The organism is Paenibacillus sp. FSL F4-0236 (genome assembly GCF_038000135.1).
In the GTDB taxonomy this organism is placed as follows: Bacteria; Bacillota; Bacilli; order Paenibacillales; family Paenibacillaceae; genus Paenibacillus_AQ.
This window is the reverse complement of the sequence record NZ_JBBOBK010000001.1, coordinates 6,191,661-6,207,673: the sequence shown is the minus strand read 5'-3', so window position 1 is coordinate 6,207,673 and position 16,013 is coordinate 6,191,661. Positions and strand designations below refer to the sequence as shown.

The following is a 16,013-nucleotide window of genomic DNA, read 5'->3' as shown; positions in this document are numbered from 1 at the left end:
CGATCAGCTGTCCTTTTACATTATTAATAGCTATTCCCGGCTCACCGGCTTACTCTTGTTTATATTTTTCTTTCAGAATGCTGGAGCCGATTCCCCCGACAACCATTAAAATCAAAGAACCGAAGTTCCAAAAGAATGACCCGCCATTCAAGGTAATCCCTAGCGCCGTTACTTTGTTCAGAAAGAGAACACAGAGTTTAATCACTAACAGCACAATGCCTGCTATTACGAAGACATCAAATACAAACTTTAATTTCGGGTGAGCTAATTTCTTCCCTTCTTCTATCACCTTTTTGGTCAACTCCTCGTCACTTCTTAGTAACTCATCGATAGTTACCCCAAAAAGATCGCTTATTTTAATAATGATTTCAATGCTTGGGTAGTTTTGACCATTCTCCCATTTCGAAACCGACTGTCGGCTTACAAACAGCTTCTCGGCCAGTTCTTCTTGTGACCAACTTTTTTTATTTCTTTCCGCTTTTAACTTCTCCCCAAAGATCATAGCAGCAACTACCTTTCTGCAATTCTTAAGCCTATATTGGATTAATCGTATGCAGAAGTAAAGAACGCTTTAGTTGCAGCCCCGCAACCCCAAGTTGCAGTTAACACTAGGCATACCGCTAGTTGATGTTGACCTCACTCAAGCTTGATTACTTTTCCCCTTTTTGCTTCTAATTGAATACAGGATGAATAATAAAACAAACCATAATGGAGTACACAATAAAGCCGGGCGTGTCTCTCCAGCGAACAGCATGATGATCAGTATTCCAGCGAACAAGGTTAAGACAATATAATTAATAGCCGGTGTGAACGGTGCTTTAAATTTGGATTTCGCCTGTAAGTCTGGCCGGGTTTTCTTATACTTAATATGGCAGATAAGAACAATGCCCCACACCCATATAAAACAAATGGCGCTAATCGTTGTCACGATTCCAAAAGCCTGCTCCGGAATAAGTTTACTCAAAAGTGCACCCACAGATATAACAATTGTAGAAATGAATAACGAGTTACCTGGTACATGGTTTTTATTTAGTTTGCCCAAACGAGGTGACGCTTGGTTATTTCTACTCAAATTATAGAGAATTCGGCTGGTCGAGAACATCCCACTATTACAAGCGGACGCGGCTGAAGTTAATACGACAAAATTAATAATCCCTGCGGCAATTGGAATCCCTACTAAAGTAAAGGTTTTTACAAAAGGACTCTCTGCCGGGCTGAGCTCCGTCCAAGGGTTAATGCATAGCAGGACAAAAAGCGCACCAACATAGAAAAATAGAATCCGTAAAGGAATTTTGTTGATTGCCGATGGGATATTTTTCTCCGGATCCGCTGTTTCCGCTGCCGACACCCCGACCAATTCCACACCCACGTAAGCAAATACAACCATTTGAAAAGAAAATAAGAAGCCTGATATGCCGTTCGGAAAAAATCCCCCATGCTCCCATAGGTTTCGTACCGTCACCGATCCTGCATCCGTCTTAAACCCAATGATCAGTAAAATGACCCCAAGACCAATCAAGGCGAGAATCGTAATTACCTTAATTAAAGCAAACCAAAATTCGAGTTCCCCAAAGCTCTTTACAGTTAATAGATTAAGTCCTAATAACACGACTAGACAGGCGATGGCAGGAACCCACTGCGGGATATCAAACCAGTACTGTACATATACGCCAACAGCAATGACATCAGCCATAGCCGTCATGATCCAGCAAAACCAATAGGTCCAACCGGTAATGAATGCGACCCGTGATCCAAGGTAGTCTTCAGCAATATCCGTAAACGATTGATAGCCCGCTTTAGATAATAGGAGTTCTCCCAGTGCTCTCATCACAAAAAACACAGCAATACCCACGATTAAATACGTGATCATGATGGATGGGCCTGCCTTCTCTATCGCCTTGCCTGATCCCAAGAATAATCCTGTACCAATGGTGCCGCCAATAGCAATAAGTTGAACATGCCGATTGGCCAGCTCTCTCTTTAATTCTGGTTGTGCCATACCTAGTTCCCCCTTGTGAGTACAATAAATTGGAATAAAAAAAGAGAGATTGGATGTCATCCAATCTCCCAGATCGTAAGAATATCAAATAATATTCGCCCTGCTGATAGCGATCAGCATGACAAATACATATTCAGTACTCTTCTGTCCTTTTGCCTGAGATTGTGAACCCTTCGGCGCCGCGGAATTTCCGCAGTCTCTCCAGAAGCTGCTCCAGCTAAAGTATAATCCTTAGCCATCATAGCTCGTGAATTATGAAGTTGATAAAGCGGTAACGCAGTAAAGCTGTTCTGATATTCTAACATATTACTTGTGATGTGAGTGTTAATCAGTGATAAAAGTCTCAAGAATTTAAAGTTAGCCTCATGAACATACTACTTTTTGAAAAGCAAAAAACTAAAGGAGTATGCTAATGAAAGCCGCTGTAGTAAAGAAATTCAAAGAAAAGTTAGAGCTACAAGACGTACCTAAACCAAAACCCGGACACAAAGAAATCCTTGTCCATATTCATGCGTGCGGAGTGTGTCATACTGATTTGCATGCTGCTCATGGCGATTGGCCCGTCAAACCGAAACTCCCTCTTATTCCCGGACATGAAGGCGTTGGGATTATTGAAGAAATAGGTGAAGGAGTTACACACTTAAAGGTAGGAGACCGAGTAGGAATCCCATGGCTGTACTCAGCCTGCGGTCATTGTGAGTATTGTCTTACAGGAAGAGAGACTCTTTGTCTCGATCAGCAAAATTCTGGATATTCCGTAGATGGTGGATATGCAGAATATTGTGTGGCAGCTGCCGATTATGTAGTGAAGGTTCCTGATAATCTAAGCTTCATCGAAGCGGCACCTTTATTTTGCGCTGGCGTTACGACCTACAAAGCTTTGAAAGTATCAGGTGTAAAGCCAGGTGAATGGGTAGCCATTTTCGGCGTCGGAGGATTGGGTCATCTTGGTGTACAATATGCAAAGGTGATGGGAATGAACGTAGTGGCCATCGACACGTCGGATGAAAAGATGGAGCTTGCCAAACAGCTTGGCGCAGACAAAACCGTAAACGCATTAAAAGAAGATGCCGCAGACTGGATTCAAAAAGAAATCGGTGGAGTACATGGTGTCGTTTGTACGGCGGTTGCGAAAAAAGCATTCGACCAAGCCTACGGGGCCATTCGTCGCGGCGGTACCTGCGTCATGGTTGGACTGCCTCCTGAATCCATGGATGTCCCGATCTTTGATACGGTATTAAACGGTACAAAGGTAGTCGGTTCGATTGTCGGCACTCGCAAAGATTTACAAGAAACATTACAATTCGCTGCAGAAGGAAAAATAAAAACCATTATTGAGACACGTAAACTAGAAGATATTAATGAGATCTACGATCTTATGTTAGAAGGCAAAATCAATGGTCGAATCGTCCTTGATATGACGAAATGACCCGAAAGAAAACCCGCTCGAAGTGTTGCTTTTCGAGCGGGTTTTTTTATGACTAAAATTTGTCCCACTTATGATAAGGTTCAGCGTAACATCTATAGAACGCAGACACCTGCACCAATGTCTCCACAAGCCGCGTTGGATACGATTAATGCTTACTACGTTCGGCAAGCTGGCGATGCGCCTGACCACTCAATATTTGACACTGCTGGAGTAACAGGTGTTACTCCGTCGAACTTAACCTATGTTGATTATGCATTGAGCGTGGACGAGACATCTCCATGGACAGTACTTGAAATTCAAGAGATTGTTAATGAAGTTCATTCAGGACTCGTATTGACAGCGATCAGCATGGGGCTTTCCCATGCCGTTTTGAATTCCATTTTTATTCCCGTTCTTACCTTTGAGCTTAACTTAATGACATTGCCTGTTTGGGTGTCCTTATTGTTTTTCTAAGTTTTGCTTGCTAAGCGACTCTATTCAGCATCATTCTGTTCTTCCAGCCATCTCAAAATCGCTTGGTTTGTTTCTTCCGGCTTTTCTTGCTGGATCCAATGACCGCAATTCAGATTGACCACTTCCGCATTAGGCACGAACTTTGTCAGGTTTTCAGACCTCTGGACCGTATCCCGGTCACCATAGATCATGAGGGTCGGCTGTACCATAAAAATGAAGGGGGTTGCGATTTTGGATGAGCTGTTTCATCCCTTCTTCATTTAGCGATTTGATTTATGCCTCGCATTTAAAACGTTCTGACTTTTGATGAGAATTAAACCCTAATTGATTGAGAAATACAGTAGCTCCTCTCTCCTAAAGATCAGGGAAACAATAGACCCAGATTTATGCAGTACCAAAAATCCTTTTAACGATTCTTTTGATATTTATATTTCCTTATTCTGTAATATATTTTTTGCAATGTTGAAATTTTAGCCCTTCTTCAGATGAAGCGATCAATATTCCAAGCCTTCTTAATCGTGTTTCTTCTTTCTTGGCGCTCATTACCCACCAGATAGAATCTCTTTTATAGGATGGTGATAAATTAGTGAAGAATAGCCAGGCTGTTTGATTTGCCTTGATTTGTTCTTCATATTCTTTGGCAAGTTCCACGTTTCTTTGTTCAGAGGAATAGCCTTGTGCATCGGTTCTGTTGTAAAAGACGTGCATTCCTTCTGGTCTCATCTTTCCAAGCTGTATTAGTGCTTTTACCTTCTTTACGTTCACAGCACTCCATACACTATTTACTTTGCGCGGAGTAAAGCGAATCTTATAGCTTTGTTTATCAATGGTTTTTCGTATACCGTCAATCCACCCAAAACAAAGAGCGGCATCTACTGATGCAGACCAAGTAAGGCTTGCACGCCCTGTACTTATCCCAAAATAGCCCACCCAAATTTCACTAGCTTCAGCATGATGTTCTTCTAACCAATCGTTAAACTCTTCTTGGTTGTTGAAAAAAACTACATCTCCCATTGTTCCAGCCATTTTAAAATCGCTTGGTTTGTTTCTTCCGGCTTTTCTTCCTGGATCCAATGACCGCAATCCAGATTGACCACTTCCACATTGGGCACGAACTTTGTCAGGTTTTCAGACTTCGCAACCACATCCCGGTCGCCGTAGATCATGAGGGTCGGCTGCTGGATGATTGGGTTCACTTTCGCCAATAAGCGCCAGTTGCGGTCAAGGTTCCTGTACCAATTTATGCTGCCCGTGAACCCTGATGTTTCAAAAGCGGAGACGTAAACGGCCAGCTCGCTTTCACTCAATACGGGCTCACCGAGCGGTGTTTCTGCTCTGGCGAGATTGATCAACGCCATACCTGGCTCAGGTGCTCTGAGAGGCTCGTTCTTCCGGTACAGGTTGCGAAGGAACCTGTATGTATTGTCTTCGAATACGGCGTCCGCGACGCCTGGCTGTCGATTGAAGTGGACGAAATAGAAATCGCCGCCAAGTATTTCTTCCATGAACTCGATCCAGGGTTTTTCTCCGCGCTCTTGGTAAGGCAAGCTCAGATTTATCACTTTATTGACGCGGTTTGGATGCAACAAGGTCAGTCCCCAAACGACGAATGCACCCCAGTCATGACCGACAAAGGTAGCGTCCTCGTATCCATAGTGATCGAGAAGCGCGATGAGATCACCCGACAAGTGTTCAATGTCATAGTCTGTTACTTCGGTCGGACGGGATGAGTTGCCGTAACCCCGCTGGTTGGGGACGATGACATGGTAGCCCGCTGCGGCAAGTGCGTCCATCTGATGGCGCCAAGAAAAGGCATGCTCTGGCCAGCCGTGGCAGAGTACAATAGGTTTTCCTGCGTTTTCTCGGCCTGCTTCAAACACTTCGAGTTCCACACCGTTGGCTGAAATAAGGGTGGGCTTGGGAAAATCGGTTGGATTAAACATTGAATTAAAACCTCCTTCTTGTGATACTTGTAGTATAATGAATAAAAGGTGACATCTAGGTGTCACCTTTCTGAAATCATGTAAAAAAAGAGGGCAATTATGGACAAAGTGGAGAGACTCATTTCGATTATCATGATATTGCTGAAAAAAGAGGTTGTTTCTACAACGGAATTCTCACAACTATTCAATGTCTCCAAAAGAACGATCCTTCGCGATATGGAAACATTGAGCTTATCGAACATCCCGATCTACTCTGTCAATGGGGTCAAAGGGGGCTACGGCATAATGGATGAATACAAGGTTGATAAACGCCTTTTAAGCAGCTCCGATTTACAGAATATATTAACTGCGCTCGGCGGATTGGAACAAATCCTCCGTACTGAAGAAGTTGAAAGAACGATAAAAAAAATAGAGGCAATGGTTAGTCCATTGTCTCTAAATCGTTCCATTCAACTGTCGTTTTATGATTGGGAAGGTCGGTCCGAGATTCTTGAAACCTTAAAGACATATCAAGAATCCATTTCAAAAAAGAGGCTGGTTTCGTTTGATTATACAGATAAGGACGGGGCTGTAACGAATAGAATGGTCGAGCCCTATGAGCTGCATTTTAGCGAATCGAGTTGGTACTTGAAAGGATTCTGTTTACATCGACAGGGATATCGAACTTTCAAGTTATCTCGGATCGATCATATTACTATGGATGAACGCGCGTTTCATCCTAGAGACGATTGGTCAGAGCAAGTACACGAAGCAAATTATCTACCTGAATTCGTCACGATTAAGGCCTGGATATCGCCTAGCATAAAAGATCAAATCATCGAAAGGTATGGTCGAAGAAGTATTGAAGACCATAGTTCTGGATTTTTATTAGCAACCATTTATGTCCCACAAAATCGTATGGGATTTCAACTTTTAGCAAGCTTCGGCACTCATCTAAAAGTTGTAGAGCCCAAAACCTATGTTGAAGACTTTCGAAATTATTTATATCAAATGATGGAGAACTATTCCTGATATATTTAGCATTAAAGCTTCAACCTTCAACTCAACTTTTCGCCCTACTTATGATAAGGTTCCCCCCGATTGATCTTCACCGCGCGATAAATCTGCTCCACCAGCACCAGGCGCATGAGCTGATGGGGCAGCGTCATGCGCCCGAAGCTCATGCGCTGCTGCGCGCGGCGCATGACCTCGTCGGAGAGCCCATGGCTCCCTCCGATGACGAACACGACATGGCTCGTCCCATAGGTGCCGAGCCGGTCAATTTCTGCGGCAAGCTCTTCCGAGCTCCACAGCTTGCCGTCAATCGCGAGCGCAATGACATGCGCCTCGCTCTTTATGTGCGCGAGGATGCGTTCCCCCTCGCGTGCCTTAACAATACCGACCTCTGCTTCGCTTAGAGAGTCGGGTGCTTTTTCATCTGCCACCTCAATCACCTGAAATTTCAGGTACGGTGTCAACCGTTTAGCATACTCCGCGATGCCATTAATCAAGTACTTTTCCTTCAATTTTCCTACGCCAATAATTTGAATAAGCATAAGTGCCTCCTGTTATAGTCCTCTATTGAAATAGCAAAAGGACGCGCACTGGGCGTCCCTTGTAAGTAGCTTCCTAATCTTTCGCATTCCTTAAATGTCCTATTCTTCAGACAATCCATCCCCTACTTACTCTCCTCCCGCTCCTCCATTACAAAATCCGGCTTTTCCCCAGCTTCATAAGCACTCAATATAGAATCCAGCAATCCTGGGAAACGTGCGCTCAGATCCTCTGTCCGTAGCGACAGTATACGCTGGGTTCCTTGCACCCGCGTAAACACAACCCCTGACTCGCGCAGCGTACGGGCATGGTGAGACATGGTGGATTTGGCGATCGGAACGTTGAAGCCGTTGCAAGCCTGTTCTCCATTTCTATGAATATCCGATACGATATGGAGGCGAATTGGATCGCTGAGCGCATACAATACGGAAGCAAGCTGAATGTCCTTGCGGTCCGGATGAAATAGTATTTTCATGGATGATTATCCCCTTTGTCCTACTTTTAATGCGAAAAAAATATTGGTGATCCTAATTGCATTTTATATCAACGCATGCTATATTTCAATTGTTCGTAAGTAATCGAACTATTAAACAATAAAAAAGGAGTGCTTCGCACATGACTTCTGTAAATAACCTTTCCGCGAATGCGGATCATGAAGCCTCCGTTCCGGAAGCGACTCTTCCACGGGAAGGCCTGCTGACTCTCCTGTTCAGCATTGCTGTGGTTCTCGTCATCATGAATACAGCCATGTTCAATTTGGCACTGCCTGATGTAACCGAAGCCTTCGGCATTACAGCTGCATCCGCTTCTTGGATTGTTACCGGGTATTCCATTATGTTTTCGATTGCTTCAATCACGTACAGCCGGCTCTCTGATTTTCTGCCGATCCGCCGCCTGCTGGTGATAGGCTTGTTGACGCTAGGCTTTGCGGCTGTGGCCGGCTTCTTCAGCACCAACTTTATCTTTCTACTTATTGTGCGCATTCTACAGGCGTCGGGCGCGGGCGCAGTAATGTCCTTATCTCTTGTGTTGTTTACCCGCTATGTCCCGCAATCCCGTCGCGGCAAATCGATGGCGACGATTATGTCAGCCGTTTCACTCGGCCTAGGCCTTGGTCCGGTCGCGGGCGGAGCCATCGTCGAATATCTTGGCTGGATCTGGTTGTTCGCTGTAACGGCAGCTATTTTGCTTCTCGTACCGTTGTTCCTCATCCTGTTGCCTAAAGAGGTGCCCACCCGGGGTTCCTTTGATGTGCTTGGTGGGCTGCTCTTGGGCGTCGGCACCACCGGTCTGCTGCTGTTCCTGACTAGTGGGCTGTGGGTGGCCTTGGTCGCCGGACTTGTCGCCATCGCTTTATTTGTTGGCCGCATCCGCAGCACGCCCGACCCATTTGTAATGCCCGCGCTTTTCCGTAACCGCTCATATCTCGTGCTGGCGGTGGTCGGAATCGCCTCCTATCTATGTAGCTTCGCCACCTTGTTCCTGCTGCCACAGATTTTAACTCATCGTTTTGGCTTCAGTGCAAGTCATGCCGGGCTTGTGATCTTTCCGGGCTCGTTGCTCGCAATCTTCGTTTCCCGTTCCGTCGGACGAATCATCGACCGTTATGGCAATGCGGGGATATTGCGCTTCGCTCCACTGCTTGTGTTGACTGCTACCGTCCTGTTCGCATTCTTCGCTGGGCGGTCCTGGATTGCCGTTATGCTGATCTATATGATTATGAGTCTTGCCTTCACGACGTTGTCCAGTAGTGTATCCAATGAAATCTCACGGATTCTGCCTTCCTCACAAATAGGCTCCGGGATGGGACTGTTCCAGCTACTGCAATTCTTTAGCGGCGCCTTCAGCGTAGCTATGGCCGCAAGTGCATTGGAATGGCAGCGTGGGCTGCCGCTCCGGGCCGCTTACTCGAACATCTACTGGGGACTCTCTATTGCAGCAATGCTTGCCATCATCTCAGCCATTGTCTACCGCAAGAATAACCGAGGTAGCTCCCTGACCAATATGGCAGATGCAGCAGATGCATAAGATTAATCCTCCAATGCACCTATAATTATTCCACGCAAAAACACCTTGCGGCCCATTTCCGGGACTGCAAGGTGTTTTTTTATAAGTCTTAAAGGTCCTTTAGACCACCAAATATTCAGCGTTCTTCTCACATTGGGTGCACTTTGCCGGCGGGTCCCAGTCAGAGAATTCCGTTTCCTTCAAATCCACTACATCTGGTGCATCTTCATACTCGTCCACAAACAAATCAATAGCTAATTCTACATGTTCTTTACATACTACATACATTCAACCAAGCATCCCTTTCTGTGCCGCTACGGCCTAATACTCCTTCTATTGTTCTACCATACTTCCCACGAAAATGGAACTCCTATCTATCCATTCCAGCGATCTGTTCATCCATTGTCTATATTCTTGCCCTTCACCAAAAAAAGATTCCTCCCACCCCGAAGGGCAAAAGGAATCTCATCACTTATCTCTCTCTATTATCTATAAATATTATTTTAAACTCTCCATCCTACCCTAGAAACTCCACCGGACGATCCAGCTCATACAATCTGCGGTAACGTGGTTCTTTTTTCATCAGCTCCGCATGGGTTCCACGCATTTCTACTGAGCCATTTTCCATAAAAATCACTTCATCCATCTGCTCCGCACCGACCAAATGATGCGTTACCCAAATTAGTGACTTACCCTTCATGGCTTCGAACATTGTCTTCAAAAGATCACGTTCCGTCCGCGGGTCCAACCCTACAGTCGGTTCGTCGAGTATGACAACAGGTGTATTTTGCAGCAAAATACGAGCTAACGCTATCCGCTGACGCTCTCCACCAGAGAATCGTTGCCCCGCTTCACGAACAAAGGTATCATATCCATCTGGCAACGAGGAGATCAACGTATCCATTTTGGCTAAGGCGCCAGCTTCTTTAATGGCTTGTTCGGAAGCCTTCGGATCACCCATACGAATATTGTTAGCTACTGTAGTATCGAATAAATGTGGACTCTGATTAAGCACCGCTATAATAGAAGGAATATGCTCGCCATAGGCATCTGCAGCAATTCCATTAATCGTAACCGAGCCGTGAGAAGGTTCAATAACACCTTGAATAGCCTTTAATAACGTCGATTTACCCGCACCACTTCGGCCGATGATCGCAATCTTTTTACCTTGTGGAATATCGAGGCTGAGATCGCGAACCGACCAGTTAGTCTCTGAACCATAGTGGTAACCTACATTTTCGAGCTTGATGTGAGCACTCTTCATGGCCTGAGGCAGAGCATCGACTACAGTTGCTTTTTCAGAGACGATGTTCTGCTCAGTTCCATTTACACCAGACAATCGCTCTAAGGAGTTACGGTACTGCGGGATTTTCTCCACCGCTTCAGACACTGGCAGAAAGGCATCTGCTACAGGAAAAACAACCAGTACGAACGCCGCAATCAATGTACCCGCAATAGCACCATCTGCAAACTCTCCAGCGGCCCAATATAGCATAGAAAGCACGCCAATCCCAATTACCGCTTGCCCAATGAACGTACGAATACGTGCCCAGCTGCGCAGCGCTGCATCGGTTTTGGCTACTTTTCTCTCATCTGCTTCGTAAGTGTCTACGAACTGGCTTTGTCGTCCACTAATGACCCAGTCACCCATACCAAGTACGGCGTCAGTCAGCTTTTGATAGAGACGATTACGCTCTACTTTCACTTCACGTTGGCGCTTCTGTGTGAACAATAGAGATAAGAACGGCAACACCACTACTAACACCAATATATACAGAGCCATCAATAGCGCAAAGGCGATATCAAAAGTACCCAGTGCAATCACAGCTGCTCCATAAATCAGCAAAGCAATAATGCTTGGAAAAACGGTGCGCAGATATACATTTTGCAAATATTCAATGTCATCCGCAAGCATCCCGAGAATATCCCCAGTGCGGAAGCGTGACGACAGGAACAAAGCCTGTGGTTCCAAAATATTGTACAGACGCACACGCATCTTAGATAGAATTCGCAAAATCGTGTCATGCCCAACTAAACGTTCTACATAATGAATGACAGCCCGACTCGTTCCGAACGTACGCACACCTACAATCGGTACATAAATCATTAAAATATTTTCGACGGGTGTAGACGCTTTTGAGATCAGAAATCCTGAAGTATACATTAATGATGAGGCTGTAAAAATCGTCAACGCCCCAAGCACGATAATAAGCAAAAAACGCCAAAAATACGACGATACATACGGAGCAAACCATCCTTCACGTTTCAATGGATTCCCTCCAATTGCGACCCAATCAACTCATAATACGCACCCTTGCGGGCAAGCAATTCCTGATGGGTACCGATTTCTGCCACTTTTCCTTGTTTCATTACTACAATAATGTCCATATCAAGCATCCAGTGCAGGCGATGTGTAGCCAGAAAGACCAGCTTTCCTTCAAAAAGAGGCACCATCGTCTCCTTCAGCTCATATTCCGTCTCAATATCCAGATGTGCCGTCGGCTCATCCAATAACATAATCGGACGACTGCTGAGTAAAGCTCGAGCCAGCGCAACCCGCTGCTCCTGCCCGCCACTGAACGAACGACCTCCGCCGCCGATCATCTCATCCAAGCCATTCGGAAGGGTTGCCGCCAGCTCTGATAATCCAGTAGCTTTCACAGCTGCAGCCACAGCTTCCATAGAAGCTTCAGGGTAATAGAAGCGAATATTATCAGCCAATGTACCACTAAAAATATAAGGGCGCTGCGGGATATACGAGGTCTGCTTTCGCCAAGCCTCATCCGTTAATGCGCTAACCGTTGTACCGTTTACTGTGATACTTCCTGAAGTAGGATGTAAGAAACCACCCAAGATATCGACTAGTGTAGATTTACCGGCCCCACTCTCTCCGATAATCCCAATTTTGCTTGCTCCTTTAAATTGCAGGTTTACCGCTTCCAGCGAAGAAAGACCAGCTTCCTCGTATTTCACACTGACATCATTTAATGTAAGTATGCTATTTTTATGCCAAGTGAATATCTCTTCTGGTGTTTTCGATGCTGATCTCAATGCTTGGTCACCATTAGAACCTACTACTTCAGCTTTCACTTCATCCTGATCTATAATGCTTTTCATTGCCTCAGCGGCTTCCTTACCATCGAGAGTAGCATGGAAATCCGAACCTACCAATCGTACAGGCAAAAAATATTCCGGTGCCAAGATCAGAATGGTTAAGCCCGTAACCAGTGTCATCTGATCGTTGACCAGACGCAGGCCAAGACTTACCGCGACGGAAGCAACGGATAACATCGTAAAGAAGTCCAGCGCGAACGAAGACAAAAAGGCTACTCGCAGTGTACGCATCGTCGCCGAGCGATACCGATCGCTGACGGTGGCAATACTCGTGCTATGACTACGACTGCGGCCCAGAAATTTCAGCGTTTCTAGCCCACGGAGGGAGTCTACGAAATGATTAGATAAGGTACGATAAGATTTCAGCTGACGGTCCATCTGCTTGCGAGCCGTCATCCCGATCAAGATCATAAAAACAATAATAATCGGCATAGTGATCGTTAGAATTATCCCACTCGCGGTATCCATCTTGTAGATATAAATAAGCACCAAAATCGGTGTAATTGACATCCCTACCATTCTAGGGATAATCGCTTCTAAATATGTGCGGAACTTTGTTACGCCTTCCAGCACAAGTGTGACAAGATCCCCGGTTCCACGCCCGCCCACCATTCTGGGTCCAAGCTGGAAGAGCTTATCCATCATTTCCCTCCGCATGTTGCTGCCTGTTGCTTCCGCAAAGCGGTAAGAGATACGGCTCATCAGCATGGCGCAAGCATGGCGCACTAGAAATGCAAGAAGGAACAATAGCGAAGTAGCCCATTGTTCCTTCAGAGGTTCTCCTGCAAATAGCGCAGAGATGACTTCTGCCAGCCATTTGGCCAACAGAAGTATGGACATGCTTTGCACCAGGGTAAGGAGGCCAACGATCAGAAATACCGGCTTAGCTCCTTTATACCCAAGCAAATTTTTATCCATTAGTATTCAAGATGCTCCTTCTCGTGAACGCGTTTATGAAAGACAAAGTAACTCCAAATTTGATATCCCAATACGAATGGAAGGATGGTCAGTGCCACAATCGTCATTACCTTTAAAGAGTAATGTCCCGAAGCCGCATTGGTAATTGTCAAATTAAAGGCTTGATCGATTGAACTAATCATAACACGTGGGAACAATCCTACAAAGATAGAAGTTACGGACAATGCTATTACCGCTCCTGTCATTCCAAAAGCATAGCCGTCCTTCTTCTTCGTCATGAAATAACCCGATAATATGAACGCGATAATTCCCAGCGCTACTATAATCATAAGAACTAAACCACGTTGTTCGAAAATATCAGTCATATAATAAGTCATTACCACGAAAGCGAGCAATAGAGCCCCAAGTGGCAAAAGCAATCTTTGCGCCATTTTTCGAGCGCGAGCCTGTAGATCACCCACTGTACGCAACGTTGTGAACATGAGACCATGTACCAAACAAAGAAGGACAACAGTCACACCAGCTACTACGGTATACACATTTACGATATCTGTAAAACCTGCGTACATTTGCATATCCCCATCAATCGGCAAACCTTTGATGAAGCTGGCGAACACCACAGCAAGGAGGAAAGGTGGGAGGAAGCTGCCGAAAAAGATACAAACATCCCAAGTTTTTTTCCAAGCTACGGAATCCCGTTTACCTCTAAATTCAAAAGCAACACCACGTGCAATCAAAGCTAATAAAGCAAAGACAAAGGGAATGTAAAATCCGCTAAACAACGTTGCATACCACTCAGGGAAAGCCGCAAACATTGCACCCGCAGCAGTAATTAACCATACCTCGTTTCCATCCCAGAAGGGTCCGATCGAGTTAATCAGAATCCGGCGCTCAGTGTCATTCTTAGCGAGAATTTGTGTTTCCATCCCTACGCCGAAATCGAAACCCTCCAGGAAGAAGAACCCTATAAACAGAACTGCAATGAGCACAAACCACAATTCATTAAGAGACATCATTGGGCGCCCTCCTCGTTATATGGATCATGCGAATCCCCGTGATCGTTATCCATCGCATAAGGACCTTTTTTAATCACTTTCATAAACAAACCAATTAGAACTAATCCGAGAATGGCGTAAATCGCTGTAAAAGAAATAACAGAGAATAGAACCTGACCACTTGTAATGTTAGGCGACACACTGTCTTCCGTTGTCATCAATCCGAATACCGTCCATGGCTGACGCCCGAATTCGGTCATGACCCAACCTGCTGTATTCGCGATTGGAGGAAGCAGTATTCCCCATAACATAAACCGCATAAACCAAGTGTTTGGACGGTCCATCTTTTTGCGCCACATTAAATACATTGCGTACATACCCATTACGATCATTAACGTTCCTGCTAGAACCATGATCCGGAAACTCCAGAATGTCGTACGTACTGGCGGGATATAGTCACCGGGGCCATAGGTTTGCTCATACTCAGCTTGCAGCTCAAGCATACCTTTAACTTCACCGGAAAATTTACTGTATGAAAGGAAGCTTAGCATATACGGAATTTGAAATTCTCCAGAACTTTCCTGCTTGTCAGGATCAATGTTAGCCCATACGGTCCAAGGTGCTGGGTCACCACTCTTACCCCACAGTCCTTCAGAAGCCGCCATCTTCATAGGTTGAGTCTCAACCAAATACTGTGCTTGCGCATGGCCTGCCACGGCTACACCAATAGAAGAAATGATACCTACGATTGCTGCAATTTGAAAAGATTTCTTAAAGAAAGATACATCTTGTTTCTTCAATATCTTATACGCACTAATACCCGTTACGAGGAAGGCGCCTGTTGCATACGCAGCAAGAACCGTGTGCGGGAATTCAACCAGCAATTGTCCGTTCGTAATGAGCGCGAAGAAATCATTCATTTCTGCCCGTCCATTATTTATCTCAAATCCCACAGGATGCTGCATAAAGGAGTTCGCTGCTAGAATCCAGAAAGCGGATAACATCGTACCGAAAGCTACTAGCCAGATGGATAACAAGTGCACTCTTTTGGACACTTTGTCCCAGCCGAATATCCAGATGCCAATAAAAGTAGACTCCAGAAAAAAAGCTGCCAATGCTTCGACTGCAAGTGGAGCCCCGAATACATCACCCACAAAACGTGAATAATCAGACCAGTTCATCCCGAACTGAAATTCCTGCAAAATACCTGTAACTACCCCTACTGCAAAGTTGATGAGAAACAGCTTTCCCCAGAACTGTGCCATTCTTTTGTACTCTTCATTGCCTTTTCTAACGTACATGGTCTCCATGATCGCAATCAAGAGCGCTAGTCCGATTGATACCGGTACAAAGAAATAGTGGAATATTGTCGTCGACGCAAATTGTATACGCGACAGCATTACTGTATCCATATTTTTCCCTTCCTTCTCCCCTTTTCGTTAACTATATTGTGTCAAAAATTTAGACGCACTTTTGTGATAAATGTCACACAAAGGGGTGCTTTTAACGGTGAAATTCAAATGATTTGTGACAAAAATCACAATTTACCTTAAAAAAAGCAAAAAAAATAAGACGGTTTGACCGTCTTGAAGTTGTTCACTGTTCTATAACAAGCTTGACTC

The 16,013-nt window shown here is 45.1% G+C and carries 16 protein-coding genes and 1 riboswitch; of the genes, 4 read left to right on the top strand and 12 right to left on the bottom strand.

Annotated elements, in window-relative coordinates; translation table 11 throughout:
* Positions 1-49 precede the first annotated feature (49 nt).
* Together NSQ29_RS27720 and NSQ29_RS27715 are read right to left on the bottom strand one after the other, a co-directional pair.
* Positions 50-502, bottom strand: a complete 453-nt coding sequence (locus NSQ29_RS27720) for a helix-turn-helix domain-containing protein (RefSeq protein WP_076298088.1) — start codon at positions 500-502, stop codon at positions 50-52.
* A gap of 138 nt (positions 503-640) precedes the next feature.
* Entirely contained in the window at positions 641-1,999 is a 1,359-nt protein-coding gene (locus tag NSQ29_RS27715) for an amino acid permease (protein WP_076285040.1), read from the bottom strand.
* 134 nt (positions 2,000-2,133) lie between these two features.
* A riboswitch (glycine riboswitch) is annotated at positions 2,134-2,214 on the bottom strand.
* A 197-nt stretch (positions 2,215-2,411) separates the two neighbouring features.
* On the opposite strand from NSQ29_RS27715, the gene adhP reads away from it, so the two are divergent.
* Together adhP and NSQ29_RS27705 are read left to right on the top strand one after the other, a co-directional pair.
* Entirely contained in the window at positions 2,412-3,428 is a 1,017-nt protein-coding gene (adhP, locus tag NSQ29_RS27710; RefSeq protein ID WP_341126526.1) for an alcohol dehydrogenase AdhP, read from the top strand.
* 48 nt (positions 3,429-3,476) lie between these two features.
* Positions 3,477-3,881, top strand: coding sequence for a hypothetical protein (locus NSQ29_RS27705; RefSeq protein ID WP_341126525.1), 405 nt, complete (start codon positions 3,477-3,479; stop codon positions 3,879-3,881).
* A 20-nt stretch (positions 3,882-3,901) separates the two neighbouring features.
* Here the strand turns inward: NSQ29_RS27705 and NSQ29_RS27700 are convergent, their stop codons facing one another.
* From NSQ29_RS27700 to NSQ29_RS27690, 3 genes are all read right to left on the bottom strand, one after another.
* Positions 3,902-4,090, bottom strand: a complete 189-nt coding sequence (locus NSQ29_RS27700) for an alpha/beta fold hydrolase (protein ID WP_341126524.1) — start codon at positions 4,088-4,090, stop codon at positions 3,902-3,904.
* 226 nt (positions 4,091-4,316) lie between these two features.
* A complete protein-coding gene (locus NSQ29_RS27695; protein ID WP_341126523.1) occupies positions 4,317-4,907 on the bottom strand; it encodes a YdeI/OmpD-associated family protein in 591 nt (196 codons plus the stop codon).
* Positions 4,883-5,824: an alpha/beta fold hydrolase gene (locus NSQ29_RS27690; RefSeq protein ID WP_076133036.1), complete on the bottom strand. Its 942-nt coding sequence runs from the start codon at positions 5,822-5,824 to the stop codon at positions 4,883-4,885. The genes NSQ29_RS27695 and NSQ29_RS27690 overlap by 25 nt, the downstream gene beginning before the upstream one ends.
* 99 nt (positions 5,825-5,923) lie before the next feature.
* On the opposite strand from NSQ29_RS27690, the gene NSQ29_RS27685 reads away from it, so the two are divergent.
* Positions 5,924-6,835: a helix-turn-helix transcriptional regulator gene (locus NSQ29_RS27685; RefSeq protein ID WP_340973537.1), complete on the top strand. Its 912-nt coding sequence runs from the start codon at positions 5,924-5,926 to the stop codon at positions 6,833-6,835.
* 44 nt (positions 6,836-6,879) lie between these two features.
* On the opposite strand, the gene rlmH is transcribed toward NSQ29_RS27685, so the two are convergent.
* Positions 6,880-7,359 (bottom strand): 23S rRNA (pseudouridine(1915)-N(3))-methyltransferase RlmH, encoded by a 480-nt coding sequence (rlmH, locus tag NSQ29_RS27680; protein WP_042131690.1) that lies wholly within the window; start codon positions 7,357-7,359, stop codon positions 6,880-6,882.
* A 122-nt stretch (positions 7,360-7,481) separates the two neighbouring features.
* Entirely contained in the window at positions 7,482-7,832 is a 351-nt protein-coding gene (locus tag NSQ29_RS27675; protein WP_042193020.1) for an ArsR/SmtB family transcription factor, read from the bottom strand.
* A 140-nt stretch (positions 7,833-7,972) separates the two neighbouring features.
* Between NSQ29_RS27675 and NSQ29_RS27670 the strand changes: the two genes are divergently transcribed.
* A complete protein-coding gene (locus tag NSQ29_RS27670) occupies positions 7,973-9,385 on the top strand; it encodes an MFS transporter (RefSeq protein WP_341126522.1) in 1,413 nt (470 codons plus the stop codon).
* A gap of 99 nt (positions 9,386-9,484) precedes the next feature.
* On the opposite strand, the gene NSQ29_RS27665 is transcribed toward NSQ29_RS27670, so the two are convergent.
* The 5 genes from NSQ29_RS27665 to NSQ29_RS27645 form a co-directional block, all read right to left on the bottom strand.
* Complete coding sequence (locus tag NSQ29_RS27665; protein WP_076120603.1) at positions 9,485-9,652, bottom strand: CxxH/CxxC protein; 168 nt, start codon at positions 9,650-9,652, stop codon at positions 9,485-9,487.
* Positions 9,653-9,881: 229 nt separating this feature from the next.
* On the bottom strand, positions 9,882-11,633 hold the full coding sequence (gene cydC / locus NSQ29_RS27660) for a thiol reductant ABC exporter subunit CydC (RefSeq protein ID WP_341126521.1): 1,752 nt from the start codon (positions 11,631-11,633) through the stop codon (positions 9,882-9,884).
* On the bottom strand, positions 11,630-13,396 hold the full coding sequence (gene cydD, locus NSQ29_RS27655; RefSeq protein ID WP_341126520.1) for a thiol reductant ABC exporter subunit CydD: 1,767 nt from the start codon (positions 13,394-13,396) through the stop codon (positions 11,630-11,632). Before cydD ends, cydC begins: the two co-directional genes overlap by 4 nt.
* Positions 13,396-14,412, bottom strand: coding sequence for a cytochrome d ubiquinol oxidase subunit II (gene cydB / locus NSQ29_RS27650; protein ID WP_042193024.1), 1,017 nt, complete (start codon positions 14,410-14,412; stop codon positions 13,396-13,398). Before cydB ends, cydD begins: the two co-directional genes overlap by 1 nt.
* Positions 14,409-15,803: a cytochrome ubiquinol oxidase subunit I gene (locus NSQ29_RS27645; protein WP_339799565.1), complete on the bottom strand. Its 1,395-nt coding sequence runs from the start codon at positions 15,801-15,803 to the stop codon at positions 14,409-14,411. The genes cydB and NSQ29_RS27645 overlap by 4 nt, the downstream gene beginning before the upstream one ends.
* Positions 15,804-16,013: the final 210 nt, after the last annotated feature.

Excerpts from the sequence above, each read along its gene's own strand:
- NSQ29_RS27720 (WP_076298088.1), bottom strand. The coding sequence starts at position 502 with ATGATCTTTGGGGAGAAGTTAAAAGCGGAAAGAAATAAAAAAAGTTGG.
- NSQ29_RS27715 (WP_076285040.1), bottom strand. The coding sequence starts at position 1,999 with ATGGCACAACCAGAATTAAAGAGAGAGCTGGCCAATCGGCATGTTCAA.
- adhP (WP_341126526.1), top strand. The coding sequence starts at position 2,412 with ATGAAAGCCGCTGTAGTAAAGAAATTCAAAGAAAAGTTAGAGCTACAA.
- NSQ29_RS27705 (WP_341126525.1), top strand. The coding sequence starts at position 3,477 with ATGACTAAAATTTGTCCCACTTATGATAAGGTTCAGCGTAACATCTAT.
- NSQ29_RS27700 (WP_341126524.1), bottom strand. The coding sequence starts at position 4,090 with ATGGTACAGCCGACCCTCATGATCTATGGTGACCGGGATACGGTCCAG.
- NSQ29_RS27695 (WP_341126523.1), bottom strand. The coding sequence starts at position 4,907 with ATGGCTGGAACAATGGGAGATGTAGTTTTTTTCAACAACCAAGAAGAG.
- NSQ29_RS27690 (WP_076133036.1), bottom strand. The coding sequence starts at position 5,824 with ATGTTTAATCCAACCGATTTTCCCAAGCCCACCCTTATTTCAGCCAAC.
- NSQ29_RS27685 (WP_340973537.1), top strand. The coding sequence starts at position 5,924 with ATGGACAAAGTGGAGAGACTCATTTCGATTATCATGATATTGCTGAAA.
- rlmH (WP_042131690.1), bottom strand. The coding sequence starts at position 7,359 with ATGCTTATTCAAATTATTGGCGTAGGAAAATTGAAGGAAAAGTACTTG.
- NSQ29_RS27675 (WP_042193020.1), bottom strand. The coding sequence starts at position 7,832 with ATGAAAATACTATTTCATCCGGACCGCAAGGACATTCAGCTTGCTTCC.
- NSQ29_RS27670 (WP_341126522.1), top strand. The coding sequence starts at position 7,973 with ATGACTTCTGTAAATAACCTTTCCGCGAATGCGGATCATGAAGCCTCC.
- NSQ29_RS27665 (WP_076120603.1), bottom strand. The coding sequence starts at position 9,652 with ATGTATGTAGTATGTAAAGAACATGTAGAATTAGCTATTGATTTGTTT.
- cydD (WP_341126520.1), bottom strand. The coding sequence starts at position 13,396 with ATGGATAAAAATTTGCTTGGGTATAAAGGAGCTAAGCCGGTATTTCTG.
- cydB (WP_042193024.1), bottom strand. The coding sequence starts at position 14,412 with ATGATGTCTCTTAATGAATTGTGGTTTGTGCTCATTGCAGTTCTGTTT.
- NSQ29_RS27645 (WP_339799565.1), bottom strand. The coding sequence starts at position 15,803 with ATGGATACAGTAATGCTGTCGCGTATACAATTTGCGTCGACGACAATA.